The organism is Candidatus Latescibacter sp. IFSED24, from assembly GCF_058273205.1.
This window is the reverse complement of record NZ_CM177850.1, coordinates 2,403,254-2,429,228: the sequence shown is the minus strand read 5'-3', so window position 1 is coordinate 2,429,228 and position 25,975 is coordinate 2,403,254. Positions and strand designations below refer to the sequence as shown.

General features: G+C 69.4%; 16 protein-coding genes. 2 read left to right on the top strand and 14 right to left on the bottom strand.

The annotated features are described in order from the left end of the window. Positions 1-49: 49 nt before the first annotated feature. Positions 50-859, bottom strand: coding sequence for a transporter substrate-binding domain-containing protein (locus IFSED24_RS09710; protein WP_491331260.1), 810 nt, complete (start codon positions 857-859; stop codon positions 50-52). A gap of 248 nt (positions 860-1,107) precedes the next feature. Here IFSED24_RS09710 and IFSED24_RS09705 point away from each other — a divergent pair, with 248 nt between their 5' ends. Further along, the gene (locus tag IFSED24_RS09705) at positions 1,108-2,208 is read left to right on the top strand and encodes a beta-propeller fold lactonase family protein (protein ID WP_491335019.1); all 1,101 of its coding nucleotides are present in this window, start codon (positions 1,108-1,110) and stop codon (positions 2,206-2,208) included. An 84-nt stretch (positions 2,209-2,292) separates the two neighbouring features. Here the strand turns inward: IFSED24_RS09705 and ahr are convergent, their stop codons facing one another. The 7 genes from ahr to IFSED24_RS09670 all read right to left on the bottom strand — a co-directional run bounded on the left by ahr (position 2,293) and on the right by IFSED24_RS09670 (position 12,644). Then, complete coding sequence (ahr, locus tag IFSED24_RS09700) at positions 2,293-3,303, bottom strand: NADPH-dependent aldehyde reductase Ahr (protein ID WP_491335018.1); 1,011 nt, start codon at positions 3,301-3,303, stop codon at positions 2,293-2,295. A gap of 167 nt (positions 3,304-3,470) precedes the next feature. After that, positions 3,471-4,301, bottom strand: a complete 831-nt coding sequence (locus tag IFSED24_RS09695; protein ID WP_491335017.1) for a hypothetical protein — start codon at positions 4,299-4,301, stop codon at positions 3,471-3,473. Positions 4,302-4,410: 109 nt separating this feature from the next. Then, a complete protein-coding gene (locus IFSED24_RS09690) occupies positions 4,411-5,223 on the bottom strand; it encodes an arylamine N-acetyltransferase family protein (RefSeq protein ID WP_491335016.1) in 813 nt (270 codons plus the stop codon). Positions 5,224-5,264: 41 nt separating this feature from the next. Further along, on the bottom strand, positions 5,265-7,547 hold the full coding sequence (locus IFSED24_RS09685; RefSeq protein WP_491335015.1) for a serine protein kinase PrkA: 2,283 nt from the start codon (positions 7,545-7,547) through the stop codon (positions 5,265-5,267). A gap of 2 nt (positions 7,548-7,549) precedes the next feature. Further along, entirely contained in the window at positions 7,550-9,175 is a 1,626-nt protein-coding gene (locus IFSED24_RS09680) for a SpoVR family protein (protein ID WP_491335014.1), read from the bottom strand. Positions 9,176-9,184: 9 nt separating this feature from the next. Beyond that, complete coding sequence (locus IFSED24_RS09675) at positions 9,185-10,582, bottom strand: DUF444 family protein (protein ID WP_491335013.1); 1,398 nt, start codon at positions 10,580-10,582, stop codon at positions 9,185-9,187. A gap of 1 nt (position 10,583) precedes the next feature. After that, entirely contained in the window at positions 10,584-12,644 is a 2,061-nt protein-coding gene (locus IFSED24_RS09670; RefSeq protein ID WP_491335012.1) for a serine protein kinase PrkA, read from the bottom strand. Positions 12,645-12,878: 234 nt separating this feature from the next. On the opposite strand from IFSED24_RS09670, the gene IFSED24_RS09665 reads away from it, so the two are divergent. Beyond that, positions 12,879-14,735 (top strand): SMP-30/gluconolactonase/LRE family protein, encoded by a 1,857-nt coding sequence (locus tag IFSED24_RS09665; RefSeq protein WP_491335011.1) that lies wholly within the window; start codon positions 12,879-12,881, stop codon positions 14,733-14,735. On the opposite strand, the gene hydA is transcribed toward IFSED24_RS09665, so the two are convergent. The 6 genes from hydA to IFSED24_RS09635 are packed head-to-tail and all read right to left on the bottom strand — an operon-like array spanning position 14,732 to position 25,972. Continuing rightward, entirely contained in the window at positions 14,732-16,126 is a 1,395-nt protein-coding gene (gene hydA / locus IFSED24_RS09660; protein WP_491335010.1) for a dihydropyrimidinase, read from the bottom strand. The genes IFSED24_RS09665 and hydA overlap by 4 nt on opposite strands. Before the next feature lie 13 nt (positions 16,127-16,139). Continuing rightward, positions 16,140-17,609, bottom strand: a complete 1,470-nt coding sequence (locus IFSED24_RS09655) for a pyridoxal-phosphate dependent enzyme (protein WP_491335046.1) — start codon at positions 17,607-17,609, stop codon at positions 16,140-16,142. Between the two features lie 24 nt (positions 17,610-17,633). Further along, positions 17,634-18,908, bottom strand: coding sequence for an amidohydrolase family protein (locus IFSED24_RS09650; RefSeq protein WP_491335009.1), 1,275 nt, complete (start codon positions 18,906-18,908; stop codon positions 17,634-17,636). Continuing rightward, complete coding sequence (gene xdh, locus IFSED24_RS09645) at positions 18,905-21,472, bottom strand: selenium-dependent xanthine dehydrogenase (RefSeq protein WP_491335008.1); 2,568 nt, start codon at positions 21,470-21,472, stop codon at positions 18,905-18,907. The genes IFSED24_RS09650 and xdh overlap by 4 nt, the downstream gene beginning before the upstream one ends. Beyond that, positions 21,469-22,662: a diaminopropionate ammonia-lyase gene (locus IFSED24_RS09640; protein ID WP_491335007.1), complete on the bottom strand. Its 1,194-nt coding sequence runs from the start codon at positions 22,660-22,662 to the stop codon at positions 21,469-21,471. Before IFSED24_RS09640 ends, xdh begins: the two co-directional genes overlap by 4 nt. A gap of 1 nt (position 22,663) precedes the next feature. Next, on the bottom strand, positions 22,664-25,972 hold the full coding sequence (locus tag IFSED24_RS09635) for an FAD-dependent oxidoreductase (RefSeq protein WP_491335006.1): 3,309 nt from the start codon (positions 25,970-25,972) through the stop codon (positions 22,664-22,666). Positions 25,973-25,975 lie beyond the last annotated feature (3 nt).

The window sequence follows — 25,975 nt, the reverse complement described above, 5'->3', positions numbered from 1 at the left end:
CAGAACGCAAGGGATCGTACGACAATTATTCGCGATGTCCGGCCCGGCGTCAGGGCATTTCGGCGAGCCAGCTCCCGTCTTCGAACCACTTCAGGTCGAGCAGGTCCAGCAGACCCACCGCCTCCAGCGCACCGAAATAGTTCTCCACCATGTTCAGGAGCAGTGAATCGCCCGGGGGCAAGGCGATGCCCATGGGCTCGATGGTCAGCGGGTCGGTGGTGATGGCGAGGCCGGCGTCCGGGTTCCGCAGCAGGGTCAGGGCGCAGACGGGGAAATCGGCCACCATGGCGTCGGCCTTGTCCTCTAGCACCATGGCCACCGCCTCGTCGTAATCCTTGGTGGTCTTCAGGTTGACCCCGGGCGCCACCCGTTTGACGAACTGCTCGCTGGTGGAGCCCTTCAGCGCCACCAGGGTGATGTCGGCCTGGGCGAGGTCCTCGGCCTCGTCGATGGCGGCGATGGTGGCCGACTTGGTGAGCACCGACTTGCCGGACACCATGTACGGCCCGACGAAGGCGGCCTTCAGGTTGCGCTGGGGCGTCATGGTGACCCCGGAAATGACCGCGTCCAGGTCGCCCTTCTCCAGCGCGGGCAGCAGGTCGCCGAAGGGCTTCTGGACGATGACCAGTTCGACTCCCATGGCGTCAGCCAGCAGCTTGGCCATGTCCACGTCGTAGCCGATGATCTCGCCCGAACGGGCGGTCATGTTGAACGGAGGCTGATTGCCCGACATGCCCACGCGGAGCTGGCCGCTGTCGACGATGCGGCTGAGGATGGGCGCGTCGGCGGCGGTGCCGGGGGTGACGGCCCCGAACACGAGGACGGCCAGGGCGAACAGGCCGATGAGATATCGCTTCATGATCAATCCCTTCATCTTGGTTCCAGCAGGCGGGACGACAGACCGGAGCTGTCCCTACCCTCCGATGACCGCAAAAGGATAATGACGTTCAGTGATTCGGCCACGACCTCCCGGGTGTTCGCCAGAAAAGCGGACAATAACTGTCACGATGAAGGCCTGAGCTTCGTACTCGAAGCATGAACCCGATGTGAGCCCGTCGCGCGGCGGGATCCCCATAGCCAACCGACCATCAGATCCGGAGGTCCGAAATGAAGAAGCTGATCGTCCTGCTGGCCCTCATCGCCAGCCTCGCCCTCACGCTGGCCGCGTGCTCCAGCGACCCAACCTCGCCCGTAGCCGATGCCGACAAGGCCGCCGGCCTGCGCTCGTTCGACAACGGCATGAACAACCGCGGCTCCGTGGTGGTGGCCAACCGGGGCTCGGGCACCATCTCGGTGATCGATGCCAAGACCGCCCAGCTCACCGGTACCTACGCCTTGCCCCAGTTCGAAGGCGACGTCACGCCCGAGCCCATGTACGTGGTCCACGTCTCCGCGCATCGACGCCTGTTCGTGGGTGACCGCGCCAACGACCGCGTGGCCGTCTTCGACGCGCATACCTTCGACGTGGAGGGCACGGTGCCCGCCGGTGCCGGGGTCTTCCACATGTGGGCCGATGGCCGTGGTCAGCAGCTGTGGGTGAACAACGACATCGACAACACCACCACGGTGATCGATCCGGCCACGCTCGAGGTGATCGCCACGGTGTCCACTCCCGCCGACCTGGTGGCCATGGGCGGCAAGCCCCACGACGTCATCCTCGACCACCTCGGCCGTTACGCCTACCTGACGGTTCTGGGAATCGACGGTCCCAACGACTACCTGGTGCAGTTCGAGACCGCAGGCTTCGCCGAGATGAACCGGGCCGCAGTGGGCAAGGATCCGCACCTGAGCATCGGCGTGAACACGAACCTCTACGTGCCCTGCCAGAACTCCGACCAGGTCCTGGTCTTCGCTCCCGAGAGCCTGGCCCAGCTCGCCGACATCCCGGTGCCCGGAGCCCACGGCGCGGCCATGGCCGGCAACGGCAAGTACTTCTACACCACCAACCTGCCCGGTGGCGGCGCCGGGGCGCTCTACACCATCGGCACGCGCAAGAACGACATTGCCGGCAGCCCCGTGGACACGCCCTATCCGGTGCCCCACAACCTGGTGGCCACACCCAGCGGCAAGAAGCTCTTCGTGACCCACTCTGGCGGCACGGCCGACAAGGTCACCGTTTACGACCTGGTGGGGAAGTACCGCCAGCCGATGTACGTCGGCGAGGTGACGGTGGGGTTGAATCCGTTCGGGATCGGGTACGTCTACTAGCGACCGGATCCGAGCACGGCTCTCCGTGGCGAGCGCCCGGCGGTCCCCCTGGATCGCCGGGCGCTCTTGTCCGCAGGCGCGGTGCTAGGCGAAATCGTTCTCCAGCACGATCCGGTAGCGCGCCTTGCCGTCGTGCAGGTGCGCGATGGCCGCGTTGACCTCGCTCAACGGGAAGGTCTCGGTGATGGCCTCGATGCCGTGGCGGGCGCAGAACTCGAGCATCTTGGCGGTGGTGGCCGGCGAGCCCAGGGGCGAGCCGGAGATGCTCTTCTGGCCGCCGATCAGGCCGAACGCCGGGGCAGGGATGGGAGTCGGCACCACGCCCACGGTGTGCAGCCGGCCGCCGGGGCCCAGCGCGTTCAGGTACTTCTCCCAGGCCAGATCCACGTTCACCGTGGAGATGATGAAATCGAGGCTGCCGGCGATGGCGTCGAGCGCGGCGCCGTCGCGCGAGTCCACCACGTGATGGGCGCCCATGGACCGGGCCTCGTCGGCCTTGGCCGCGGTCGAGGTGAAGGCGGTCACGTCGCAGCCCCACTTGTTGAGGAACTGCAGCGCGAAGTGGCCGAGGCCGCCGATGCCGATCACACCCACGCGGTCGGTGGGCTTCACGTCGAACTGGACGATGGGATTGAAGACGGTGATGCCGCCGCAGAAGAGCGGGCCGGCCTTGGCGGCGTCGACGCCGTCGGGCAGCGGGATCGCCCAGGCGGCCTTGCAGCGCACCTTGTCGGCGAATCCGCCGTGACGGCCGATGATGGTCGACTCGTTGCTGGCGCAGAGGTTGTGGTTGCCGCTCATGCACTGGGGGCAGGTCATGCAGCTGCCGGCATACCAGCCCAGGCCCACCGTTTGGCCCGGCGTGACCGTGGTGACCTGGTCGCCGACGGCGGCCACCTTCCCGATGACCTCGTGGCCGGGCACGAAGGGATAGGTGGTGATGCCCCAGTCGTTGTTGAGCATGGAGAGGTCGGAGTGGCAGAGGCCGCAGGCGGTGACGTCGATCTCCACGGCGTCGGCCGCCAGCGGTCCGGGATCGAACTCGAATCGCTCGAGCTGGCCCTTGGCTTCGTGGGCCGCGTAGGCACGGATCATGATGGTCTCCTTCATCGAGGGGCCGGGCGGCCGAACGAGGGCGCCCGTCTTGCCGCTGTCCATGCCCATATGGTAGCGACCGGCCATCCTGGCGCCACGTGGTTATGTGGAAGGAGCCGGACATCTGGTCCGGCTCCTCGATCCAGCTCACCGGCTCGCCAGGGGCGTCAGTCCGCCGCCCGCTCCCAGAAGCGCGGGATCTCGGCGGGGAAGCGCCAGAAGCCGACCTGTTGCTGGTCGGCGGCGTAGAGCGCGATCCGCTTCTCGTCGACATAGCCCTGCCACGCGGCGAAGGGCACCTGGCTCATGCAGTCCTCGAAGACCACGGTCTTGGTCTTCTTGGCGGGCTGGGTCTCGAGATCCTGGCGACCGTCGAGGTAGCGGCTGAGCGCCGCGAGCTGGGTCTGGTCGGTGCGCAATTCGGTGAACACAACCTGCCGGAAGACCTTGCCCGGCCGATGCGTCGCGTACCAGGCGTACTCGACGGGGGTCAGGTTGGACAGGAGCAGCAGTTCCACCGGGCACATCACCATGTAGAGCCGCGGGCGGCGAGAAGCCGGTTCGGGCACGCCCACGGCGGTGGCCACGGCGGCCGGCGTCATCCCGTCCTGGCAATCGCTGGAGTCGAAGCGCTGGAGGATGTCGCCAGGTTCGAGTTCCATGACCTCGCCCCCGGTCTTGGCCAGATAGCAGCTCCGGTAGGCATCGAGGGGCGTGCACGAGAAGGCGTTGTTCGACAGCGCGGTCTTGGTGCGCTTGCCGCCGCCGACCGCCTCGAGTGCGGCCAGGGTGTCGCCCAGAGTGTCGCGCCAGCCTCCCTCGTCCAGGTAGGTGAAGGCGGGCTGGCGATTGTCGAGCGCGAGATCGACCAGGATCTTACGGCCCTGGAAGTGCTTCCCCGAACCGGGACTGCGATGTAGGGCCAGGCCTGCGACGCTCAGGGAGGTGGCGGTGATCGCGCCCTGGGGGATGCTCAGGATCAGGTTCACGTCGGCCATGGTATTCTCCTCGATGCCATGGGCGCCGGAAGACAGGGGATCGCAGCGCCCCGTTGTGGGCCGCCAAGGCGGCCAGGTCGCACCCTCAATCTACCACAAATCGGAGTTGTCAGGTACCGTGCCGCTGCTCGGGGGGCAGCGCGGCCAGCGCCTCGGCGAGGAAGTCGCGGGGAATCTGCAGCAGGACCTCCACCACCGTCATGAGCGCGTCCCGGTCGGGAAGGTCTCGCTCGCGGATGCGATCGCCCGTGATCACCTGGACCGTCAGGTCGCGCACGGCGACGGTCCGCTTTCCGCCGTGGCGCACGATGCGCAGCCGGTTGAGGAACGGAGCCTCGGGGCGGAAGGAAGCGGCCACCATGGGCGCGAACTCCTCGAGGCGCCGGGGGCGGGGATTGAGGGTGTAGCCGTGCACGACCTCGCCGTCGTGGCGGTGCTCGAGCCGGGCGCGGCTGGTCTCGGTGGCGGCATAGAGACGGTAACGGTCCAGGCCGCGGCGGATGATCACCGGATCGTCGTCCTCCAGCGGCATGGGCCCCAGGAAGGGCGCGCCGTAACCAACGTCCACCAGCCAGCGGCGTCCCGCCAGGGAGACCACGTTGACCAGGTGGACGTCGGGGCGGGACATGTCGGCGCCACAGTAGCGGGCGTCGTAGCCGAGTTGGGCGAGGAGCTCGCCGAAGAACGCGTTGCAGGCGTAGCAGGTGCCCCCGAGGAAGGCGTGCTCGGCCCGGTCGAGGAAGAGCTCGATCGACGGCAGGACGGGTGGTTCGCCGCGACCGGCCTGGATCAGCTTGGACACGTTCTCGAAGGGAATGCGTGCGAGCTGGGCGGCGCAGAGCTCGCCGAGCGCCGTCAGCGAGGGCGGCCGGGCCGGGACGCCGAGCAGGGCGAGGTACCGCTGGGCCATGAGGTCGTTCATGAGCGGGATTCTAGCGCGGCCGCCGGGCGGCCGCCAGCGCTCTATTCGGAGAAGCTCTCGGTCAGGTCGTTGTCGACCACGTAGATGCAGACCTCGCGCGCCGACTCCTCGTTGTACCCGTAGCGGTCGCAGAGGTTGGCGATGAGGAACTTGACGTCGGCCTGGATCTTCTGGTCGTAGGTGCGGAAATCGTCGCTGCCGAGGTCCTTGAGCGCGCGACGGAAGTTCTCATTGCCGAGGAACGGCTCGAGCACCTTCTCTTTCAGGTGGTAGACGTAACGCTCGTGGAGATCGCGGTAGAGCTCGGTCTCGGTGATGGGCTTGCCGCCCACCATGATCTCCTGGGTCAGGGTGCGCGAGGTGTAGGTGCGCTGGGTGGCCGCGCGGAATTCGCGGCGCTGGCCCTCGCGGGCGTCGACCCCGAGCAGGCGGTCCTCGATGGCGGCGAGGAAGGTCTCGGTGATGTCGAGCTTCTCGCCGGTGTAAGTGCAGGTGACGGTGGTGCCGGTCTCGTAGTTGAGAGCGAAGAGATAGTTCTGCAGGTCGCGCGCGATCTGGTCCTCGTTGTAGTAGTAGAGCGATTCCTTCACTTCCTGCAGCGTCTGGTAGTTGTACTGGCGGCGCAGCGCGTCGAGGAAGCCCTTGGGCAGCTTCTTGGCCAGCTCGGGCCGGGTCTTGGTGAAGAACTTGGCCAGGGTGTCCATGGTCACGAGCTGGTTCTCGCGCAGGTGCAGCGCGAAGAGGTCCTGGAAGATGTCGATGGCGTCGCGGCCGCTGAAGCCCTGGGCGCCCTCGTACTCGGCTTCGGCGATGATCTTGCGGCGGCGGCGGGCGGTGAACTGGCGGCGGTCCTCCTCGTCGAGCCAGGAAGGGATGACGCCGCGGTAGATGGCCATCTTCAAGAGGAACAGGTTCTCGTCGCAGTAGAGCTGGTACTTCTCGGGGTCGCCGATCCAATCGAGCAGCGCGGGTGATTCCTCGTTCAGCCGGCTGGAGATGATCACCCGGGCGAAGTTCTCGAGCACGCGCGGCAGGAAGCTCTCGTGGATGTGCCGGCCGAAGATCTCCTCGTAGATCGCCACCTCGGTGGACGAATCGAGCACGTAGTTGATCTTGATCAGCTCGATGCGGTCGGTGAGCGACTGGAACCCGCGGATGTTCTGCTCGTCCTCGGGGTTCATCACGCCGAGGAAGAGCGATTTCACGCGTTCCTCGATCTCCTCGACCTTGTGCACGCCGTCCGAGACGATGTTGTGCAGCTCGAGCAGCCGGTCCTTGTTGTGGCCCTTGATGTCCATCAGCGCGAAGACGCCGTTGTTGGTGCGGGCGTAGCGCGAAAAGAGGTAGCGGACCTGGTTGCTGTCGCCGAGCAGGACACTGATGCGACGCTGCAGCTCGGGGTTGGTGAGCACGGGATTGCGCATGGCGCGGTCGCCGGGGTTGAAGACCGTGATGCCCTCGCCGAGGCGCCGGTTGAACACGTAGGGGCGGGCGTGGATCATCTGGAAGACCTGGGCCGGATCCTCGAGCTTCTGCAGGAGCGCCTGGTAGAGCGAACTGCACACGGTGCACGGTTCGTCGCGGAAGACCCAGTCGTAGTCCTTGCCCACCGAGAGGTTCCACTTGAACTCGTCGTTCTGGAACAGCGAATCGAAGAGGCCCGCGCGCTGTTCGCGGGGGATCTGCAGGATGGGGTTGTCGTGGCTGGGGCAGGGGACTTCGACGTAGCCCTGACGCGCGCGCACCTTGCGGCTGCCGGTGAGGTCCTGCAGGAGGCGCGAGGTCTTGCGATCGCCCAGCAGGCGGCTCAGCTGCTCGCTGGCCTCGGCCTGCACGTCGCCGCCGAGGAGCTCGCGGTCGAGTCGCCACACGGTCTCGTAGCGGCAGCCGTCGGGGCTGTTGGCGTATAGCTCGAGGTGCTTGAGCAGGTTGTTGAGGAAGATGGACTTGCCGCTGCCGGGCGGGCCGATGAACAGGTAGATCTTGTTCTGCTGCGCGCCGCCGCGGAAGCCCTCGACCATGTTCATCAGCCGGTTGGCGAAGATGCGGTCGGCGAAGAAGGGCTGATCGGTGCCTTCCACCAGCAGCGGGCCGAAGTCGTAGGCGATGAAGTTGATGGATTCGGGGTCGTCGGGGTACTCGTCGTACCCGTCGCCGACGTTCAGCCGCACCATGTCGTGGAAGAGCTGGTGTGCGTTGCGGATCAGGCGGTCGGGTCGCCAGCGGAGCTGGGCGAGGAACTCCTCGAAGCTCAGCACGCGGCCGGCATCGAGGCCGCGCTGGCTGTCGGCGAGGTCGTTGAGGGCCTTGCGTATCGCATCCATGCCTAGATCAGCCCCTTGCTCAGCTTGCGCCCCCGCATGGTGTAGCGCACGCGTTTCCAGGTGATCTCGGGTTCGGCGTCGGGAGGCGCCGTCTCGGGATCAGGATGGTCGATGGACTTGACCTCGCTCGTCTCCAGCTTCACCGCGCCGCCCCACAGGTACTCGATGCCGAGCATGGTGTTCTTGATGAAGTCGTGGACCAAGGGCTTGCCCTCGAAGTGGTGGATCAGGAAGAGGGTGTCGGACTTGGTGCGCTCGATGTCGACCGTGATGTGCGGCGGGTGGTAGAGCTGGTCGACGACCATCTTCTTGTACTGCGTGGCGGAGCGGCTCTTCACGAACCAGCGCCAGACCATGCGCTGCTCGTCGAGGACGCGATCGGCCACGAAGAGCTTGTGGTGGTCGACGAAATCCTGCTCGAGGAACGTCGAGGTGAAGAGGAAATCGTTGAGATTTTCGCGCACGGCGAAGATGTAGTCGCGACCGGTGCCGGTGTGCTGGTCGAAGCGCCGGCGCTCGGCGACGCCCAGCAGCGAGAGGAACGCGCGGCTGTAACGCCCCTTGTCGGCGGCGTCCTCGATGAACTGGAAGAGGCGCATGCCCAGCGCGTAGGGGTTCAGGCCCACGCGCGGCATGCTAGTGACCGCGGCGTTGACCCGGGCGTAATCGACCTCGTGGCCGGTGATGCGGTCGTCGCGCATGAACAGCGTGTCGTGCCAGTAGCTCGCCCAGCCCTCGTTCATGATCTTGGTGCGGATCTGCGGCTGGAAGTAGAGCGAGGTCTGTCGCACGATCTGGATCACCTGCTTCATCCAGCGGTTCTCGTCCTTGTTCAGGAACTCGCTGTGGTCGAGCAGGAACTGCATGACGTCGCGGTCGTTGACGGCCTCGAGCTGCCCCGACTTCTCGTACATGGCCTGGAACTCGGGATGCTTGCGCGTCACGTCCTTGAAGAACTCGTCCTCGGCGCGGTCGGCGTGGTCGCGGACGCAGCGGTTGTAGCGGTCGATCTCGGCCACGTAATCGCTGATGCGGACGTGCTTCTCGTCCTGGAGGAAAATGTCGAAGTACCAATCGAGGCGCGAGGAGAGGCCGTCGCCCTGGGGGCGGTGCAGATGGGAGACCACGCCGTGGAAGTCGACCAGGTTGTCGACCGCGCGGGCGAACTCGATGGTGTAGTCGACCCAGCGGCCGTATTCGCTGCGCAGCGCGGCGATGGCGCGCTTGTCGGCCAGCGCGCGGCCGGTGAAATCGTCGTCCCAGGTGTGGCGATAGAAGAGGTTGTTCTGGAAGAAGTCGATGTGGCCCAGGACGTGGTAGAAGATCATCACGTTGAGCCAGTCGGGGTTGTTGTCGTTGTAGAAGCTGATGGCCGGCCGCGTGTTGATCACGGTCTCGTACGGGTTGTGCGGGTACAGCTCGTAACGGCCGCGCCCCTGCAGTACCTCGACGTCGTGGACCCAGTAGTCGTAGAGCGTGGGGATCATCACCTTGGGCGAGAGCTCGACCAGGTCGCGGTTGGTGACCACGTACTCGAGCGACTCGTCGTCGAAGCGCAGGCCGGCGTCGCGGGCGCGCTCCTTGCAGCCCTCCATGATCGCCTTGGTGTGCTGGTCGATGAGCTGCACGCTGACTCCCTAGGTTTCGCTGATCAGCTCGCGGATGCCCTCGATCAGGCGCGGCTCGTCGGCGCCGTCGGGCATCACGTCGAGGCGGATCTTCTTCTTCTGCGACTCGAGCAGGCCCGACCCCTTGAGGTACTTCTCGACCTCGGTCTCGCTGCTGCCGCCGTAGCCGCGTTCGGCGATGGTAACGCCCACCCGCGCGGCGTAGTCGAGCATGGTCTCGATCTCGGGGATGGCTTCCTTGCCCTCGCTGTCCCAGTCGTCGCCGTCGGTGCCGTAGAACACGTAGATGTTGTAGTCGCGGGCCAGGTTCTCCTGCTTGACGATCTCGTTCACCAGCTTGAACGCCGAGGCGACGCGGGTGCCGCCGGCGACGCGGCTGTTGTAGTAGGTGTAGAAGTCCTCGACCTCCTTGGCCTCGGTGTCGTGGAGCACGAAGCGCGAGTCCACCAGGCCCTGGAACTGGTAGAGGATCCAGCTGTAGATCAGCACGTGCTGCGAGACCACCAGCTCGGTGGGCTTGCCGCCCATGGACCCCGAGTAGTCGCGCAGGAAGAACACCACGGCCTGCGACTCGTAGTCCTGCTCCTTGCTGAGCACGCGGTAGACCTTGTCGCGCGGCGCCATGATGAACTCGGCGGGATCGAGCGCCTCGCCGGCCGCGATGCGGCCCAGGCCGATGTTGGTCTCGACGATCTGGCGCAGCGTCGCCTTCTTGTCCAGCAGCTGCCCGAAGCCGCGGTTGCGGTCGGTCAGGTCGTAGTTGTAGCGCGTGAGCGACCGTCGCTTGCCCTTCTCCTCGAGGTTGGGCAGCTGGAACTGCTCGGTGAGGATGCGGCCGAGGTCGTAGGCGTTGCTCTCCATCTCGTGCGGGCCGCCCTCGCCCTGGCCCGGCCCGGCGCCGTCGCCCTCGCCCTCCTCGGGACGCACGGGCTGCTCGCCGATGACCTCGCCCTCCTCGCCGTCGCCGGTGCCGCCGGCCTCGCCGCCGCCCTCGGGCGACTGGGCGAAGTTGGGGTCGTGGACGAACTTCTCCTCCACCGTGGACGGCACCACCACCACCTTGTCCTGGCCTCCCTTGCCGGGCTTGGCCAGCCGGCCGATGCGGATCTTGCGCGGGAAGCCGTCCTCCTCGCGGCGCGAGTCGCGGTCCATGAGATCGTCGAGGGTGCCCAGACGCACCACCGGGCTCGCCTGGGCGCGACCCAGCGCCTGCAGCCAGGGCAGATCGCCGAACGCGTAGGGGACGTTGTAGATGCGGGAGAGGACCGGCAGGCCGGGCGTGAAACGCGGGGCAGCGGCGCCGTGGCTGCCGCTCTGCAGGATCTCCTCGCGCAGCCGGGCGCCGCGGGACCCGGCGATCTGCAGGGCCTCCAGCTCGGCCAGCAATGCCCGCGTGCGCTCGTTCATGTCAGCTCTCGTCCTCCTGGGTGCAGAAGTACTCGATGGTCTTCTGCGCGCAGGTCCGGCAGTAGCCCAGCTTGTTCAGCATGGTGTCGATCATGCGGTCGTAGAGGTTCTGGTTCTCCTCGTTGGTCCGGTTGGCCAGCGCGCCGATGAGGCTGCCGGCGCCGGCGATGTCGCTCTTCAGCCGCACGTCGGTGACCGCCTTGACCAGCTCGAGGTTGTCCATGAAGTCGTAGTTCGGGTCGACCGAGATCTTCTGGCCGTAGATCTTGCGGATCGAGGTGCGGAAGCTCTCGCGCTGCTCGTCCGACTTGAGCTGGAGCCGCTCCTCGATGCTCTTGATGAAACGCTCGTCCACCTTCAGCGCGCGCAGCTCGCCGGACTGCGGATCCTTGTACTTCCACATCTTGTCGGGGCCGAGGTGCTCGGCGTCGATGCCGATGACCATGTTGACGTAGTTCATGACGTCCTTGCGGATCGCCTGCGGTTCGTCCATGTAGGCGTTGAACATCTCGGTCATGATCCGCTCGCGGTACAGGCCCTTGGCGGTCTTGAGGTCCTCGAGGTACTTGGCGCGGTCGTTGTTGTCGTGGACGTAATCGAGGATCACGCGCTCGATGGTGTGGAAGACGTCGTGGGCGAACATGCAGCTGCCCTCGTTGGTCTCCGAGCTCTCGACCATGAGCTGGATGGCGCGGCCCAGGTTGCGCTGCCCCAGGCCCTTCTGGCCGAAGCGGTTGGTGATGTCGGTGTCCTGGCTCAGGGTGTCGATGACCTCGGCCAGCGTCTTGATCGATTTCTCGCCCGCGATCTCGCCCGCCGCCAGTTTCATGGTCTCGATGGGCGTGAGCTTCTCCGAGCGGGGCAGCCGCGAGAGCGTCACCGTCACCGAGGCGGCGTAGTTCAGGTTGGGGTCCTGGTGCAGCTCTTCGCGCGTGAGCGTGGTCTTGGTCTCGCTGCCGATGGCGTACTGCGTGAGCTGCTCCTGCAGCCGATAGTTGGTGTTGTGCGAGATGTAGCTGATGCGGCAGCGGTCGACGATGGGCGCCTCCTCCTTCTCGGCGAGGAAGCGGTTGAACTCGCTGTTGTTGCTGGTGGCGATGATCAGGGTGTCGATGGGCCACTTGTAGCCGTCGATCTCGATGGTGCGGTTCTGGATCACGCCGAGGTAGACCTGGACCAGGTCCTTCTTGTTCTTGAACATCTCGTCGGAGAAGTGGATGCCGCCGCCGGCTACGCGCGCCAGCGCCCCGCGCCGCAGGTCGAAGCGGTAGGGGTTGTTGGTGTCGGTGATGTGCAGGAGCCGCTGGATCGATTCCTCGCCGAGGAGGTCGACCGCGCTCGAGGTGATCTTGTCCTTGGCGGGATACTTGCCGGTGACCGTGCCCAGGCTCTCGGTCAAGGGCACGGGGATGATCTCGACGTGCCCGAGCATGGACTCGAGGTTGCCGTCGTAGCGCTCGCGGATCTCGTTCCAGATGTAGCCGCTGCAGGCGCCCAGCGGGCGGTAGTTCTCGTGGAGCCGCTCGAGCAGGGCGTCGTCGAAGCCGTACTTGCTGGCGAGGTGGCGGCTGCTCTCGTCCACGGATTCGAAGAGATTCAGGCCGAGCAGCGCCGGATCCTCGTATGTCTGGCTCTCGATGGTCGTGATCTTGCCGTATGATCCGAAACTGTCCAGGCCGGTGAACCGGAAGGTGTAGCGCCGGTTCTCCTCGCGGGCCAGGAACTCGCGGTACAGGCGGCTGACGTACTCCACGAAGAAGGTCTTGCCGTTGCCCGGTTCGCCCACCAGCACGTACGCCATCTCGGCCGACGAGCCGCCCTCGGCCGCATCCTTGACGTAGGAGACGAAGCTGTTGATCTCATCGTACATGCCGATGATGTGCTTCTTGCCGTGGCGGAAGATGTTGAAGTCGTAGGTGGACTTGCCGTTGACCACGACCTTCGTGATCTCGCCCTCGAGGATCATGCGGCTGATCGACTCGAAGGCGTTCTCGAACCTGCGCGCTCCCGACTTCAGCGCCAGGAGATGATTCTGCAGCGTGTTCTGCTTCCCGTTCGTCATGATCGCCCCCGTCCCTAGGGTCCTGGTCCCGTGATACCGACGATGCTTGGTCCATGCTTGCAAAGGTCGTTCCGGATGCGGTTTGGCCACGTCTTTCCATCAAGTTAGCGAAACTCGGCCAGCGGGGCATCCGGTCATGGATATTCCTCCCGGCCGCCCGTTTGAACAACCTTTTTCGCCCGCCCGCGTAGTCCTGGCCAGTGCCGGTGTTCCCATCGTCGAGGAGTTTCTACCATGATCCGCCGCGCCGTGTTCCTGACGCTGGCCATGACCCTGACCACGTGGCCGGTGCTCGCCGAGGTGATCCCCTTCGATTCCGACCGCTGGGTGCTCCACAACGCGGAGATCGTCGAGCACCTCGGCCGCCAGGCGCTGGTGGGGTCGGCCTACGTGCCCGGCGCCGATTTCATCGACGGCATCATCGAGTACGACCTCGCCGTGGACGGCACGCGCGGCTATCCGGGCATCACCTTCCGGGCGGCCGGCCCGCTCGCCTACGAGAACTTCTACTGCCGCCCGCACGTCCCCGACCGACCCGACGCGTTGCAGTACACGCCGGTCTTCGGGGGCGTGGCCGGCTGGCAGCTCTACAACGGTCCTGGTTTCACCGCGGCCGCCCCCATCCCCGCGGGCGAGTGGATCCATGTGAGGCTCGAGATCAAGGGGCGCCAGGCCCGCGTCTTCTTCGGTGACCAGACCGCACCCGCCCTGGTGATCGTCGACCTCAAGCACGAGCCGCGCGCCGGCGCGGTGGGCATCAAGTCCGAGCGCCGGCCGGCCGCGTTCTTCGCCGACTTCTCGATCACCCGCACCAGCGACCTCGCGTTCGAACCGGCGCCCATCCCGGTCCATCCCCGCGGCCTGGTCCGGCGCTGGGAACTGTCGCAGACGTTCCTCGCCACCGACGTGGACGCCGCGGTCTATCCCGATCAGGCGCTGCGCGACCAGCTCGTCTGGACGACCGCCGGCACCGAACCCGGCGGCCTGCTCGACATCGCCCGCCACGCGCCGCGCCACCAGGGCCTGACCGACCTCGTCTTCGCCCGCACCACCCTGGTCGCCGACCAGGACGAGGTCCGCCGGTTCTCCTTCGGCTACAGCGACCAGGCCCATGTCTACCTGAACGGTCGGCCGGTCTTCGCGGGCAACAGCGCCTACCGGTCGCGCGACGAGACCTTCAGCGGCATCATCGGCCTGGAGGACACGCTGTACCTGCCCTTGCAACAGGGCGAGAACGAGCTGCTATTCGTGGTCCTCGAGAGTTTCGGCGGCTGGGGCCTGATGGGGCAGGACAACGCCGACGATTTCTTCGCGAAGGGCATCACCAAGCTCTGGCAGCACGGCACCGGCCACCGCCTCCCCGAGTCGGCGCTCTACGATCCCGACCGCGACGTGCTCTACGTCACCGAGTACTACCGTGGCGGCGACGAGACCATCGCCCGCCTGTCCCCGGGCGGCGAGGTCCTCGATGCCGAATGGGTCCGCGGACTGGCGCGGCCCACCGGCATGACCCTGCACGGCGGCGAGCTCTGGGTGGTCGATCGCCGGCAGCTCTACAGGATCGATCCCGAGCGCGGCGAGATCCGCGAGACCTTCGCCATCCCCGACGCCCGCTTTCCCAACGACGTGGCCTGCGACGTCGAGGGCCGGGTCTACATCTCGGACACGCGTGCCGGTTGCATCCACCGGCTGGCCGAAGGGGTGATCAGCGTCTGGTTCATGGGCGAGCGGATCGACCAGCCCAACGGCCTGCTCATGGACGGAGAGCGTCTGCTCTACGGCGATCTGGGCGACGGCTGCCTCAAGGCCGTCGACCTGGCCGACCAGAGCGTCACGACGGTGGCGAGCCTGGGCTCGGGCGCCGTGGTCGACGGCATCCGGCACGACGGTCACGGCGGCATCCTGGTGTCCGACTTCAACGGACGCCTGCTCCATGTGGCGCCCGACGGCACCCTGGCCGAGCTGCTCGACACCACCGCTTCGGGGGCGTTCTGCGCCGATTTCGAGTACGTGCCCGAGCGGGGGCTTCTGGTGGTGCCGGGGCTCTACGACAACCGCCTGACCGCGTACGAGGTGGGGTCGCTGCCCTAGCGCAGGTAGCGGCCCGCGCCGGGATCGGCGGTCACCACGCCGTCCTGCACCACGCTGCGGCCGCGCTGCCATACCCCCACGGCGCGGCCTACAACCGCACGCCCCTCGTAGATGCTGTGGTCGCAGCGGTGGTGGTCGTCGGCGGCGTGGATGGTCCAGTGGGCGTTGGGATCCCAGAGCACGAGGTCGGCGTCGGCGCCCACCTGGAGGCTGCCCTTGCGCGGGTACAGCCCGAAGATCTCGGCGGGGCGCTGGGCCACCAGCCGGACCCACGCCGTGGGGGAGATCCGGCCGGACGCTACGGCCAGCGTGTGCAGCAGGGCGAGGCGGTGCTGGACGCCGGCCGCGCCGCCGGGGATGCGCGTGAAATCGTCGCGCCCCAGCTCCTTCTGGCCGGCCAGGTCGAACGAGCAATGATCGGTGGCCACCACGTCGAAGAACCCGGCGGCGAGCGCCCGCTGCAGCGCGGCCACGTGCGCCGGCGCCCGCAGCGGCGGGCTCATGACGAACGGTGCCGCCTCGGCGAAGCTCCCCGCGTACACGCCCTCGTCCAGCAGCAGGTACTGCGGACAGGTCTCGGCGAGGACGGTCTGGCCGACCTCGCGGGCGGCGGCGACGGCCGCCACGGCCTCCGCGGTGGAGAGGTGCACCAGGTAGGGCCGGCAGCCGGTCCGGTGCGCCAGGGCGAGCGCCCGGTTGACGGCCACGGCCTCGCACGCGGGAGGGCGCGACCGCGGATGCGCCGACGGTCCCCGCTCGCCCGCCGTGAGCAGCTCCCGCTGGCGGCGGCTCACCTCGGCGCCGTCCTCGCAGTGCAGGAGCACGGTCAGGTCCAGGTCAGCGGCCGCGGCCATGGCCGCCGCCAGGTCCGCCGCTTCCAGGCCGATGGTCTCGAGGTAGGCCAGGTAGAGCTTCACCGAGCGGCAGCCCAGGCGGTCGCGGCACGCGCGCAGCTCGGCGGCGGTGTCCGGGCGCCAGGCGGTGACGCTGGCGTGGAGGGCGAAATCGCAGCAGGCCGGGCTGGCGGCGGCCAGACGCGCCTCGGCGGCCGCGAGCAGCGATTCCTCGCGGCCGGGGGTGACGAAATCGAGGACGGTGGTGGTGCCCCCGGCCAGGGCGGCGCGCGAGCCCGAGACGAAGTCGTCCACGGTGACCGTGCCGCCCGCGGAGAGCGCGAAGTGGACGTGGGGGTCGACCCCGCCGGGGACCAGCCAGAGCCCGCGGCCGTCGACCACCTCGCAACCGTGGCGGGCGGCGCAGTCGGCCAGGTCGCCGGCGACGAGGTCGGCGGGCAGGATATCGGCGATGCGCTCGCCCGCGGTGCGCAGGCTGCCCGGCCGCGCGGTCTGGCCGTCGACGAGCTGGACTGCGGTCAGGAGATACCCGTCCATGTCGTCCTCCGGGTCAGAGTCCGGCGAGGACGCCGGTCTCGGCGTTGAACTCCTCGATCATCTCGTCCCAGCGCGCGGGCTGGGCGAAGAGGCGCGGCCAGAGCCGACGGTCGTGCCACATGGCGTTGAGGTCGTCCAGTTCCATCTGCTGCTGCTCGATCCAGGTGTAGTACTTGAGGTTGTGGATGGCCTGGCGGTCGGGGTGCGTCAGCTCCTTGAAATTGTCGGTGCCCTGGCCGAGGAGGCAGCGCTCGCGGTCGCAGGCGGCCTGGACCGGGGTGTAGGGGCCGTGGGCGGCGGTCAGCTCGGCGAGGCGCGAGGTGTAGAGGTCGACCGAGTCGGTGGCCACGGTGACGATGATGTCGTCCGCGTCGTACTCGAACCAGCGCGCGGCCTTGATCGCGGTCAGCACGTTGGCGATGCTGGAGATGCCCAGCAGCGGCAGCTGCGCCACGGTCTCGGCGGGCACCCCGGCCACCGCGAGTTCCTGGTGGCCCACGGGGTCGTTGAACAGGCGCAGCAGGCGCATGCAGTCGGCATCGTCGATGGCCGCCACCGCGTCGGTGTTGCGCACGTTGTGGATCCAGGGCACGTGCTTGTCGCCGATGCCCTCGATGCGGTGGCCGCCGAAGCCGTTGCGCAGCAGGGTGGGGCACTGCAGCGCCTCGGAGGCCACGATCTTCAGCTGCGGGGTGTCGAGCTTGAGGAAGTCGCCGGCGGCGAGGGTGCCCGCCGAGCCGGTGGCCGAGACGTAGGCGGCCAGGCGGCTGTCACGGGTGGCGAGCCGGGCATAGACCTCGGCGATGGCCGCGCCGGTGCAGTGGTGGTGCCAGACCGCGTTGCCGAACTCGGAGAACTGGTTGAAGATCACCACGTCCTCGCGCGTCCGCCGCAGCTCCCAGCACTTGTCGTAGATCTCCTTGACGTTGGACTCGCAGCCCGGCGTGGCGATGACCTCGGCGCCGATGTCGTGCAGCCAGTCGAAGCGTTCGCGGCTCATCTCCTCGGGCAGGATGGCCACCGCGGTGCAGTCCATGAGGTACGAGTCGAAGGCGCCGCCGCGGCAGTAGTTGCCCGTCGACGGCCACACCGCCTTGTGGTAGGTGGGGTCGAAGCCGCCGCTGATGATCTTGGGCGCGAGGCAGCCGTACGCCGCGCCCACCTTGTGCGCCCCGGTGGGGAACCACTTGCCCACGAGCGCCACGATGCGCGCCGGCACCCCGGTCACGGCCGGCGGCAGCTCGAGGGCGTTGACCTCGCCGAACCCGCCGCCCCGCTCCTGCGGCGCGTTCTTCCAGGTGATGCGGAAGAGGTTCAGCGGATCGAGGTCCCACAGTCCGATCCTGGCGAGCCGGTCGACCACCTTCGCGGGTATGAGCCGCGGCTCGCGCATCTGGGCGAAGGTGGGCAGGACGATGCCGCGCTCGCGGTAGCGCTGGATGGCGCGCTGGCGGACGGCGGGGTCGATCACGCTGTCGATGATCGGGATCATGCGGGTGCCTTTCGTCTAGGCCTGCTGCAGCGCGGCCCACAGTCGTCGGGCCTGCTCGCGGCAGAAGGTCAGGGTGTCGGATTCATCGCAGTTCACGAGGACGCCGTCGTGCAGCACGAGCCGGCCGCCGGCAATCACGGTGCGGACATGGCGCGCGTCGAGGCCGAAGCCCACGTGCCCCGTCAGGTTCTCGGACGTGAGCGGCGTGGGCGGGGCGTAGTCGAGCAGGACCACGTCGTTGCGGCGGGCGGCCGCCGGGTGGTGCGTCTCGAGGTATTGCTGGTTGCGCCAGAGTGCGGCCCAGGCCTGGGCAAGGTCGAGGCCACCGGCCGACCGGCCCGCCAGGAACGCGGCGCGCGCGCTGCGGATCATGTCGCCGTGCAGGCCGTCGGTGCCCAGGAGCACGCGGGCGTGGTCGAGCCCAGCCAGCGCGAAGGCGCCCACCGCGTTGTTCTGGTTGCTCTCGGGATTGTGCACGAGCCAGGCGGGCGAGCGGCGGACGAGCGCGCGCTCGGCCTCGTCGAGGTGCAGGCCGTGCACCAGCAGCGTGCCCGGCAGGTCGAGGACCCCGGCGGCGTGGAGGCGCTCGACCACGCGACGGCCGTGCTCGGCGAGGCAGCGCTCCTGGTCGAGGCGGTCCTCGGCCACGTGCAGGTGGATCCCCGTCCGGTGCCGGCGCGCCAGGTCGACCGCGTCGGCGAGCAGCACGTCGCCCACGGTGAACGAGGCGTGCAGGCCCACCAGGCCCGGACGCCCGGATCCGAGGTAGGCGTCGGTCTCGGCGAGGCCCTCGTGGGCGCGCTCGGGACCGTCGCGGTCGGACAGCTCGTAGCAGAGCACGTGCGCGAGCCCCAGCTCGTCGAAGGCGGTGGCGATGGTGTCCAGCGAACCGGTGATGGCGTTGGGGGAGGCGTGGTGGTCGATCACGCGGGTCACCCCGCAGCGGAGGCAGTCCAGGCCGGCCGCCAGCGCCGATGCGCGCACCATGTCCAGGTCGAGGCAGCGATCGAGTCGCCACCACACGAGTTCGAGGATCTCGGCGAAGTCGCGGGGCGGCCGCGGTGGGGCGGGCATGCCGCGGGACAGTGCCGAGTAGATGTGGTGATGCGCGCAGGTCAGGCCCTCGAGCGCCAGCATCCCGGCGCCCGCGATCAGCTCCATGCCCGGCTCGGGGCCCGTGTCGGCGAGGCGCAGGCCACCCTGGGGTCCGGACTCCACCACCAGGCCGCCGCGGTGCAAGGCGCCGGTATGACGGTCCCAGAAGACGACATCGTCGAGGTACAGGCTCATGGCTTCCTCGTCACCGGTTCGAGGGGCAGGGACAGACGCTGCTTACCGTCGTAGGCGCGAAAGGCGCCGGCCACCGCCGCCGCCGTGGGCACCAGGCCCACCTCGCCCACGCCCTTGGCGCCGAAGGGCCCCAGCGGGTCGCGGACCTCCACGCCGATCACCTCCACGGGCGGCATCTCGTTCATGGGGACCAGTCCCAGGTCCTTGAGCCTCAGCGGCGGCAAGCCGGCGCCGGTCTGGGGCAGGTCCTCGCTCAGGGCGTAGCCCAGGCCCATGTGCACCGAGCCCTGGATCTGCCCGCGGAACAGCGTGGGGTTGATGATGCGGCCGGCGTCGTGGGCGGCCACGACCCGCGCGATGGCGCCATCGTCGGCCAGGATCACCAGCTGGGTGGCGTAGCTGTAGGAATAGTGAGTGATGGCCTCGCCGGGGGCGCCGGGGGCGGTGGAACGGTCGAAGCTCCAGCGGCCGCGGTAGCGGCGGCCCACCAGGTCCGTGAGCGCGTGGTCGGCGAGGTCGCGGGCGAGGTCGCGGGCGGCCACGATGAGCGCGTTGCCCACCAGCGAGGTGCCGCGGCTCGAGGTGGTCATGCCGGCCTCGGCCTCCTCGGCCGTGCAGACCTGGACCTCGACCAGGTCGGGGTCCAGGCCGGTGGTCTCGGCCAGCACCTGCTGCGCCACCGTGTGCACGCCCTGGCCCATCTCGGTCCACCCGTGATGGACCACCACCCGGTCGGCCGCGGCGATCTCGATGGCCACCTCGCACCAGTCGGCCATGCCGTTGCCGATGCCGCAATTCTTGATCCCGCAGGCGATGCCCGCGTGGCGCGCGGCGCGGTAGGCGTCGCGGACCGCCTCGAGGGTGGGGCGCACGCCGGCGCCCTCGTCGAGGACCTGCCCGGTGGCGGTCTGGCCGCCGGCGGTGAGCGCGTTGTCCCAGCGCAGCTGCCAGCGGTCGAAGCCGCCCAGCCGGCAGAGCTCGTCGAGGCAGCTCTCCAGGGCGAAGGTGGCCTGGTTCACCCCGAAGCCGCGCATGGCGCCGCAGGGCAGGTTGTTGGTGTAGACCGCCCGGGCCAGCACGTCGACGCAGGGCACGTGGTAGGCGCCGGTGGCATGGCCGGCGGCGCGTTCGAGCACCTTGCCGCCCACCGAGGCGTAGGCGCCGGTGTCGCCGAGGAAGCGCGCCCGCACCGCGGTGAGCTTGCCCCGCTCGTTGCAGCCCACGGCGTACTCCATGGCGATGGGGTGGCGCTTGGGGTGCATGCGGATCGAGTCGGGGCGGCTGAGCTTGACCTTGACCGGGCGGCGCAAGAGGTGCGCCGCCAGCGCGGCGTGCCCCTGGACCGAGAGGTCCTCCTTGCCGCCGAACGCGCCGCCGGTGGCCACCTGGTGCACCTTGATGCTCGCCGGCGGCAGCCTGAGCAGCGCCGCCAGCTGCACTCGGTCGACGTACACGCCCTGGCCGGGCGAGAAGACCTCGAGGCCGTCGTCCTGCCAGGGCTGGGCCACCGCGCACTCGGGTTCGAGGAACGCGTGCTCGATGCGCTGGGTGGTGAAGGTGCCGCGGGCCACGTGGGCCGAGGCGGCGAGGGCGACCTCCACGTCGCCGCCGCGTCGCACCACGCTCTCCTCGAGCAGGTTGCCGCCCGGGTGCAGGCGGACCGGATTCGTGAGGGCCGCGGCGGGGTCGGTGATCGGTTCGAGCACCTCGTAGTCCACGGCCACGGCGGCGGCGGCGGCGCGGGCCTCGGCCTCGGTCTCGGCCACCACCAAGGCGAGCGCGTCGCCCACGTAGCGGGTGGTCTCGCCCACGGCGACCAGGAGCGGCCAGTCCTTGACGATCAGTCCGGTGTGGCGCTCGCCGGGCACGTCGGCGGCGGTCAGGATGCGGATCACGCCGGGCATGGTGGCGGCGGCGGCGAGGTCGAGGGTGCGCACGCGGGCCCGGGGATGGTCGCTGAAGCGCAGCGCGCCGTGGACCAGGCCCTCGGGGCGCAGGTCGTCGACGAAGGGGTCGCGGCCCAGGGCCTTCTGATGAGCGCGGTACTTGGGACGGCTCTGGCCCACGCCGGGACCGGGCGGCGCTGAGGCGACGGTCTCGCCGCGCAGGATGGCGGCGGCGTCCAGGACCGCGTCGACGATGGCGTGGTAGCCGGTGCAGCGGCACACGTGATGCCGCAGAGCGGCGACGACCGCGTCGCGATCGGGGGCGGGATTCTCGGCCAGGAGCACGCGGGTGCGCGCGAGGTAGCCGGGGGTGCAGAAGCCGCACTGAACCGCGCCGTGGCGCACGAAGGCGTCGGCCAGGATCTCACGGACTTCCGCGGGCAGGCCTTCCAGCGTGGTGACCGACTTGCCGGCCAGGGTCTTCATGGCGGTCACGCAGGCCAGCCGCGCGCGGCCGTCGATCTCCACGGTGCAGGCGCGGCAGAACCCCTGGCCCGAGCAGCCGTCCTTGGCGGTGGTCCGGCCCAGATCCTCGCGCAGCCAGCTCAGCAGCGAGCGGTCGGGATCGCCGTGGTAGGTGATGGCGCGGCCGTCGAGCTCGAGGCGGATGGCGGTCATGGTGCGCCTCCGGCGTCGTTGTTCGCCATCACGCGGGCGTAGTTCTCGGGATCGGTGGCGCCCTCGGTGTTGATGATCAGGACCGTGCTGCGCGGGCCGAGGTCCAGGCGCTGGCGGGCCGGGGCGAGGTCGTCGCTGGTGAGCAGTTCGAGCAGGCCGGCGAGGGTGGAGGCGCCCGATTCCCCCGCGACGATGCCGTGGCGCGCATAGGTGCGCATGGCGTCGGGGACGCGCTCGTCGCCGATGGCGACGAAGAGGTCCATGCCGTCGCGGATCACCGGCCAGGCCAGCAGCGAGGGCCGTCCGCAGCAGAGGCCCACCATGAGCGAATGCTGGTCGCCGCTGGCGGCCACGGGCTCGCCGGTGCCCGCGGCGATGGACTCGAGGAAACAGGCCGACGAATCGGGTTCGATGCAGACCAGGGCCGGACGCTGGGCACCGTGGTGCTGGACGAAGCTGGCGGTGCCGGCGGCGGCCAGGCCGCCCACGCCCGCCGGCAGCAGCACCGTGTCCAGGGGGCGGTCGGCCTGGTCCATGATCTCGGCGAAGATGGTGCTGTAGCCGGTCATGATGTGGCCCGGGATCTCCATGTAGCCGGGGTAGGCGGTGTCGGCGACCACCTGCCAGCCCTCGCCGGCGGCGGCGTCGGCGCAGGCGGTGACGCAGTCGTCGAAGGTGCCTGCGATCAGGCGCACCTCGGCGCCCTCGTCCTCGACCGCGAGGATCCGCGCGGCCGCCGTGTCGTCGGGCATGAAGATCACCGCGCGCTGGCCGAGCAGGCGCGCGGTCCAGGCCACGGCCCGGCCGTGGTTGCCGTCGGTGGCGGCGGTGAAGGTGCGGGCGCCGAGCCGGTCGCGCAGCGCGGGGTCGCCGAACGACGTGGGGGCCAGGTCCTCGCCGGTTTGCTCCCGCCATTGCCGGCGCAGCACGCTGTAGATCGCGAAGCTCGCGCCCAGGCCCTTGAACGCGTCCAGGCCGAAGCGCGGGGCCTCGTCCTTGACCAGGACCCCGCCCAGGCCCAGCTCGCGGGCGAGGTCGGGCAGATCGTACAGGGGCGTGGGGGCGTAGCCCGGCAGTGTCCGGTGCAGCGGGAGCTGGACGCCGGTGCGGATGGCGTCGAGGTAGGCGAGCTCGGGGGCGTGCCAGTCGGGGATGGCGCGGCGCAGGGTGTTCCAGACGAAGCGTGCCACGTCAGGCCTCCTTGCCGGGCGTGTAAGTCAGCGGGTGGTCGGCGACGGCCTCGAGCAGCACGGCCAGGGCCGCGGCTTCGTGGAGGCGGACCTCGCAGGCGTCGCCCAGGAAGGAGACCTGGCGGATGGCGAAGGTGGTGGGGTCCAGCTCGATCCGCGCTTCGGGTGTCTCGTACGCCAGCAGTTCGCCCTGCCGACGGAGCATGATCTCGCGACCCTCGGCGCGCCGCCTGATGACCGACCCGTCGTTCCGCCGTTCGATCAGGTGCACGTCGTCCTCGGCGGCGAACGAGGCGGGCGTGAGCGCCAGACGTGGCTTGTCGCGGAAGGGTTCCCCAGCCGTGGGGCAGAAGGTGGTGCAATTACCACAAGCATTGCAGAAATCGGCGATATTGACGGTTTGCCGGCCCTGGGAGAGGAGAAAATCCTCATCCGGGATCAGAGCGTAGCTGGCACCATGGTCGGGGACGATCCGCATCAAGGCGAGGTGGCGCGGCGGGACGTCCAAGGCCAGGTTGGCGCGGTTGGGGCAGACCGAGACGCAGACGTCGCAACGGATCGAGCAGTCGAGGCAGCGGGTGGCCTCCCGGCGCGCCTCTGCGGGGTCGAGCTCGCCGATCACCAGGGAGAAGTCGCGGGGGGTGCGGCCCGCCTGCACGGGCGGCAGTACCGGCGGGGCGAGGCGCGCGGCCCGATCCTGCCAGTCCGGGTCGGCGAGATTGCGTGCGGCGGGCGGCTGGGCTTGGTCAATGGGTGTCAGACCCAGCCGGGCGAGCAGCCGGTCGGCGGCGCGCCGACCGTCGCCGATGGCCTCGATGAGCGTGGCGGCGCCGCGGCGGGCGTCGCCGCCCACGAGCAGTTCCTCGCCGTCCAGGCGCAGGTCCTGGACGTCGGCGGCGAGGTCGGTCGGATCGATCAGGTCGCCGGCCAGGGCCTGGCCCACGGCGGGGACGATGGTGTTAGCGAGCAGGGTCGTGGTGCGCTCGCCGTCAGGTTCCGGGCGGGGGCGTCCCGAGCGGTCGGGGGCGCCGAGGCGCATGCGCCGGCAGACCAGCGCCAACCGGCCGTCGCGCGCCTCGATGGCCGCCGGGGCCAGCAGCTCGTGGATCGCCACGCCCTCGGCCTGGATCGCCTGGAGTTCCTCGCGGGCGGCGGGCATCTGGGCCACGGTGCGGCGATAGACCAGGTGGACCTGGCCGCCGTCCTCGATCAGACGCACCGCGGTGCGCGCGGCGTCCATGGCGGTGTTGCCGCCGCCGATGACGAGGACCGTCCGGCCCACCGCGGGAGCCTGCCCGCGGCGAACCGTCGCGAGGAACCGGAGCGCCGGCCGGACGCCGGGGAGATCCTCGCCGGCGATGCCGAGGGTGCGATCGGCCTGGGCGCCGATGGCGAGGAAGACGGCGTCGTGTTCGCGGCGCAGGTCGGCAAGACGCTCGCGGTCGATGAATTCGTCGGTGCGGATGGTCACGCCGAGCGCGGTGATCCGGTCGAGATCTTGCTGGTAGTCGGCGTCGGCGAGGCGGAACGCGGGGATGGCGTCGGTGATCATGCCGCCGGTGAAGCCCTTGGTCTCGTGGACCGTGACCGCCACGCCGGACAGCGCCAGGAACCAGGCGCACGACAGCCCGGCGGGTCCGGCGCCGACGATGGCCACGCGGTGTCCCGTGGGGTCGGCGGGCACCGGCGGCGGGGGCGGCGGCGCGCGGTGGGCCAGGGTGCGCTTGATGTCGCGGATGCGCACGGCGGCCTCGTAGTTGACGCGGGTGCAGCGTTCGACGCAGGGATGGTCGCAGACCATGCCGGTGACCGTGGGCAGCGGGTTGTCGCACAGGACCACGGCCAGCGCCGCGCCGAGGTCGCCCCGGGCGGTGTGGTGCAGGTACTCTGGCACGTCCTGGCCGGCCGGGCAGGTGTGGCGGCAGGGGGCGGCGATGCAGTCGAAGGGTGTCAGGGGGCGGTCGGTCTTGATGGTGCGGTCGCCGTGGGTGGCCTTGTGGTAGGCCGGGTCGTCGGCCACGACGGCGGCGTAGGCGCGCAGGTTGGCCAGGTGGGCGGCCGCCAGCGTAGCCTGGGGCAGCGCAGCCTCGCGGCGCGCGAAGGCCGCCAGGTCGGGGGCGCCGGCGAGGGCCGTGTCGAGCTCGTCGAGGTACTGGTGGAGCCGCTGGTAGCCGCCGGGCCGCAGGAGGTCCGAGCAGACCGTGACCGGACCGAGGCCGCAGGCCACCACCCGCGCCACGTTCCGCGCGTCGAGGCCGCCGGCGAACGAGATGTCCAGGTCGCCGCCGCACGCCTCCTGCAGCCGTGCCGCCAGCTGCACCGCCAGCGGGTGCAGGGCGCGGCCGCTGAGGTACATGGCCTCCTCGCTGGCCGGGAAGACGTGGCGTGTGTTCCGGCAGGCCAGCGTGTTGGTGAGCTTGACGCCGAAGTGGCGGCCCGCGCGGGCGGCGGTGGCGCGCAACGACGCGATCAGGTCGAGCGCCGCGTCCCAGGCCAGGTCGTGGGCGAACGCCTCGTCGGGCACCTCGGTCGGGTAGCCCAGGGTGTCGTTGAGCAGCGCGCGCACCGCGTCCGCGCCCAGCAGCGTGGGGTTGAGCTTGACCGTGGTGTCGAGGTCGCGCTCGGTGAGCAGGAACGCGGCGATGCGCTCGATCTCGGCGGGCGGGCAGCCGTGCATGGTCGAGAGGGTGACGCTGTCGGCGAGGCGGTCGGCGGCCGGGATCCTGCGGGCGCCGGGAAAGAACGCCGCCGCGGCGGCCAGCCGCGCCGCGAGCTCCCTGCGCGCGTCGGTGAGGCGGTCGAGGAAGCGCTGCACCTTGGCGCTGCGCACGCCGGCCAGGTCGTAGCCCACGCTCAGGTCCATGACGAAGCCGGGGTCGGCCTCGGGGTCGGCCCCGGCCTCGTGCTGGAGGACGCGGATGGCGGTCCAGGCGTCGAGGTACTGGTCGGCGCTGGTGGTGATGGGCAATTCCTGCGACCACTCGCAGTTGTAGCCCTCGTCGGCCATGTCGATGCACGGGCGCGGGATCACCAGGTCGTCGCGCACCTGGACGGTCTTCAGCTCGAGGAAGCGCGCGCCGCAGAGCCAGGCGGCCACCAGGTTCTGGGCGAGCTGGGTGTGCGGGCCGGCGGCCACGCCCAGCGGGGTCTCGAGCACGTGGCCCCGGCGCTCGAGGGCGTACGCGCGGCCCTGGAGGCGGTCGCGGAAGAGGTCCTCGTGCAGGCCGAAGACCGTGCCCCGGTCGGCGCGTTCACGCCGGATCCAGTCCAGGAGTCGGTCGAACGGAAGTGCGGCGAGGTCGGTGTTCATGGC

Excerpts from the sequence above, each read along its gene's own strand:
- IFSED24_RS09650 (WP_491335009.1), bottom strand. The coding sequence starts at position 18,908 with ATGAGCCTGTACCTCGACGATGTCGTCTTCTGGGACCGTCATACCGGC.
- IFSED24_RS09690 (WP_491335016.1), bottom strand. The coding sequence starts at position 5,223 with ATGAACGACCTCATGGCCCAGCGGTACCTCGCCCTGCTCGGCGTCCCG.
- IFSED24_RS09665 (WP_491335011.1), top strand. The coding sequence starts at position 12,879 with ATGATCCGCCGCGCCGTGTTCCTGACGCTGGCCATGACCCTGACCACG.
- IFSED24_RS09710 (WP_491331260.1), bottom strand. The coding sequence starts at position 859 with ATGAAGCGATATCTCATCGGCCTGTTCGCCCTGGCCGTCCTCGTGTTC.
- IFSED24_RS09675 (WP_491335013.1), bottom strand. The coding sequence starts at position 10,582 with ATGAACGAGCGCACGCGGGCATTGCTGGCCGAGCTGGAGGCCCTGCAG.
- IFSED24_RS09635 (WP_491335006.1), bottom strand. The coding sequence starts at position 25,972 with ATGAACACCGACCTCGCCGCACTTCCGTTCGACCGACTCCTGGACTGG.
- ahr (WP_491335018.1), bottom strand. The coding sequence starts at position 3,303 with ATGATCCGTGCCTACGCGGCCCACGAAGCCAAGGGCCAGCTCGAGCGA.
- IFSED24_RS09685 (WP_491335015.1), bottom strand. The coding sequence starts at position 7,547 with ATGGATGCGATACGCAAGGCCCTCAACGACCTCGCCGACAGCCAGCGC.
- IFSED24_RS09670 (WP_491335012.1), bottom strand. The coding sequence starts at position 12,644 with ATGACGAACGGGAAGCAGAACACGCTGCAGAATCATCTCCTGGCGCTG.
- IFSED24_RS09705 (WP_491335019.1), top strand. The coding sequence starts at position 1,108 with ATGAAGAAGCTGATCGTCCTGCTGGCCCTCATCGCCAGCCTCGCCCTC.
- xdh (WP_491335008.1), bottom strand. The coding sequence starts at position 21,472 with ATGACCGCCATCCGCCTCGAGCTCGACGGCCGCGCCATCACCTACCAC.
- IFSED24_RS09695 (WP_491335017.1), bottom strand. The coding sequence starts at position 4,301 with ATGGCCGACGTGAACCTGATCCTGAGCATCCCCCAGGGCGCGATCACC.
- hydA (WP_491335010.1), bottom strand. The coding sequence starts at position 16,126 with ATGGACGGGTATCTCCTGACCGCAGTCCAGCTCGTCGACGGCCAGACC.